This window comes from Desulfurobacterium sp. (genome assembly GCF_027028515.1).
GTDB lineage: Bacteria > Aquificota > Aquificia > Desulfurobacteriales > Desulfurobacteriaceae > Desulfurobacterium_A.
This window is the reverse complement of record NZ_JALVIW010000076.1, coordinates 1-3,133: the sequence shown is the minus strand read 5'-3', so window position 1 is coordinate 3,133 and position 3,133 is coordinate 1. Positions and strand designations below refer to the sequence as shown.

The following is a 3,133-nucleotide window of genomic DNA, read 5'->3' as shown; positions in this document are numbered from 1 at the left end:
TTTTTCAACCTGTGAAACAAGATACTCAACTGCTCTTGCAAGCTCACTTATTTTCCCCTTGATCCCCATTAGTTCATTTTGAATTTTTCCTATTTCGGATAATTTAGGTTCTATTTCCTGTTTTAAAATAGATATTTCGCTGTTTGTATGTTCTTTTAAGCTCTTTACAGCCCTTGAAATTTCCCTGAATTTTCTATCTATTTCTTCAGCTATTTCTTTAGATACTTTTGTGGCAATAAATTCAGCATCTTCTTCCGTTATTGAAGAATCAGTTGAACTGCTTTCTTCCTCAAAGAGTTCTTCTGCAAGGTTTCCACTTTCGATAGCTGTTGAAAGCTCATCTAGTTCACTAGAAAGGTCTGTTATGTCTTTGCTTAAAACCTCTTCTACATTGGATATGTTTTCTTCTACCTTATTATCCTGTTCAGTCTGAACAGGTAGTTCTTTCTCGCTTTCTTCAGATAAGTTAAGTGGCAGAGTAAGTTCTTTTTCTGTTTCTCTATCTTGTTTTTCAGGTAGTTCTTCTTCTACCTCTTCGGTTGACTCTCCAATAATTTCCCTGACATCTGTTACAGGTTCAACCTGTACAATTTCCCCGTTCTCTATGTAAACTTTTACAACGCCGTCGGGTAGGTCGTCGTCTGACTCTATGTCCACATAAACATCTTTTTCCCTTAAATCGTAGAGCCTGTATCCACCGGGAATGCGTTTAATTTCTCCGACAACTACTGCATTGTCTAAAAGCTCTTCCTCAAGAAACTCTTTAACCGTTATCAACTACCCTCTTTGCCTCCTCAAGGACTTTTTTAAACTCTTCAAACTCTTTTTCAAAAACCTCTTCTATGTCTAAACCTGAATCAAACCGTTTAGAGTAAATCTTTTCATACCAATCTTTTACAATTTCGGCAACAAGGTCCTTTGCGTTCACCTTGTAGACTCCGTTCCTCTTACGGCACTTTTTACCACGCCACCGGCCGTCAATACACTTTTCGTTCTCTATTACCATTCTTATTATTTCTACTGCTTTTTCGTCATCGAGAAAGATTGCAAGCTTGCTCATCTATCACTCCCTGCATTAAATTCTAAACAGAATCCGTGGATTTTCCCTTATCTTCTGTTTCTTTTCTTCATCTTCTATTCTGCTTAGAACAATATCTATTGCCTGATCAAGGCTGGAAGCGTTTTCAAGTTCTGCAAGTATTTCTTCTTCTACCTGCCCGGCAAGTATGCCGTACTCCTCTTCAAGCAGGTTTTCAAGAGCTTCCGCTCTCAGCAGTTCAACAAAGTTTTTTCCGGTCATTTCGGTAATGTTAAATGAAACGTTGGCGGCAAGCAGGTAATCTGCGAATATCCTGAACAGTTTTTTCTTGATAGATTCGTAATCTGCTCCTTCGGCTTCGGCTTCTTTTGCAAGTTTTTCTATAAAGTCAATTATGTCTGTAGATTGACTGATAATACCGTTAACTATTTCTTCGGTTATGATTCCAAAGTAATCGCCGACAAGATCAACAACCTTGCCGTACAGGTGTGAGGGGAGTTCAAACCTTACACTTTGGGCCTGTTCTACTTCTCTTTCAACAACTTCTTTCTGCTCAACTTTTTCTTTCTGCTTCTGCCCGGCCTGGAGCAGTCGGCTTACAACAAAGGTATGAAACTTTTTAATCTCCTTGTCTATGTCCTCCGGAGATATACCTACTACCTCTTTTTCAACCTTTTTTACTACAAGGCCGTTCTGTAAAATGTTGGAAACAATCTTGTTTACAGTCTTGTAGTACTCCGTCTGAATGTGAAACTTCTTGTTTCCAATCTTAATATCCTGGTTGATTGACAGCATATCTCCTTCTCCCACTACTGGATTTTATCTTTAATTCTAACATATTCAGATATTTATTTTTTTGGCTTGAATGAGCCGTTTCCAAGCAGAACGGCCTGTAGGAACGATACAGCATTTTTGAAGTTTGCCTCTCTTCTCTTTATCTTTTTCCACAGGTCTATGTCGTAAGAATCCCTCTTTAGGAGAACTGTAAATGTAACAGGGTGTTCCTGTCCGATTCTGTAGATTCTGGCCTTTGCCTGTTCAAAGTCGTTATAGGTAAAGGGCAGTTCGTAGAATATCGCCTCCGTTGCCTCGGTGAGGTTTAACCCCTCTTTCGCCATCGATAAAGAAGCCACAAGTACTTTTACCCTATCATCATTTTTGAACCTTTCTAAAACCTCTTTCCTCTGACTATCGTTCAGATCCGAATAAAGGGCTACAGTTTCAAAGTCTTTAAACTTTTTCTGCAACGTTTCTCTTATAAGTTTCTGCGTATCCTGATAGTGGGCAAAAACCAGAACCTTTCCCTGATTTGTTCCGTCTTTCCAGGTTTCTTCTATGTCCTTAAGCCTTTCAATAAGGTCTTCTATCTTATCCTCAGCTATCATCTTTCTCATTTCAGGGAAAAGGGAAGGATCTCCACCCGTTTCCTTAAAAGAATTAACGAGGAAATCGTAAGTGCTTTTCTTTTTAGGATCGTTCCACTCTTTCCGTATAATCAAATCCCTCACAGCCGGCAGTCCTTTGAGAATCGTATCCCTATCCCTCTTTACCATTAAGAAACGCCTTAAAGTGGCCTGGAGTTCTCTTTCATTCCTTGAGCCGTAGGGGACTTTAATGGTTTTATTCTCTTTCTTTATCTCCTTTGTCTTTGCATACCTTTCAACAAAGGTTTTACGGTTCATAAACATTCTTCTACCGAGATTGCTTAAACTGTAAAGGTAGTAGCTGGTATACGGATCGGTCGTGTAGATAGTTCCGGTCAGCAGGTAAAACTTTGCACCACTTTTCTGTGCAAGCTCTTTTATAAACTTGGCCTTTTTGGTAGAAAGCTGTTGTAAATTATGTGCCTCATCTGCTACAACAAACTTTATTCCTTTCTTTAAAAACTCTTTCATAAGCCATTCCGTTTTGTTGTCCTTCCTTCCCCACGAAGAAGGAACAGAGTAAGGTATCACATAAAAATCTCTGTCGGGAATTTTCTTTTCCTTGAAAAATTTGTTAAGTTTTTTGCTGTCAAGAACTATAACGCTTTTATTAGTGCTTTCTTCTATTTCATTTTCCCAGTTGTAGCAAACTGTAGAGGGAGCAAAGATT

At 38.9% G+C, this 3,133-nt stretch carries 4 protein-coding genes; all 4 read right to left on the bottom strand.

Annotated elements, in window-relative coordinates:
* On the bottom strand, positions 1–777 hold a 777-nt coding region (locus MV676_RS06770; RefSeq protein WP_297446070.1), incomplete at its 3' end, for a hypothetical protein.
* Positions 764–1,060, bottom strand: coding sequence for a hypothetical protein (locus tag MV676_RS06765; protein WP_297446068.1), 297 nt, complete (start codon positions 1,058–1,060; stop codon positions 764–766). The genes MV676_RS06770 and MV676_RS06765, both read right to left, overlap by 14 nt.
* Positions 1,061–1,075: 15 nt before the next feature.
* Positions 1,076–1,834: a hypothetical protein gene (locus MV676_RS06760; RefSeq protein WP_297446066.1), complete on the bottom strand. Its 759-nt coding sequence runs from the start codon at positions 1,832–1,834 to the stop codon at positions 1,076–1,078.
* Between the two features lie 53 nt (positions 1,835–1,887).
* Positions 1,888–3,133 (bottom strand): DEAD/DEAH box helicase (locus MV676_RS06755; protein WP_297446064.1); only part of this gene is annotated, 1,246 nt, incomplete at its 5' end.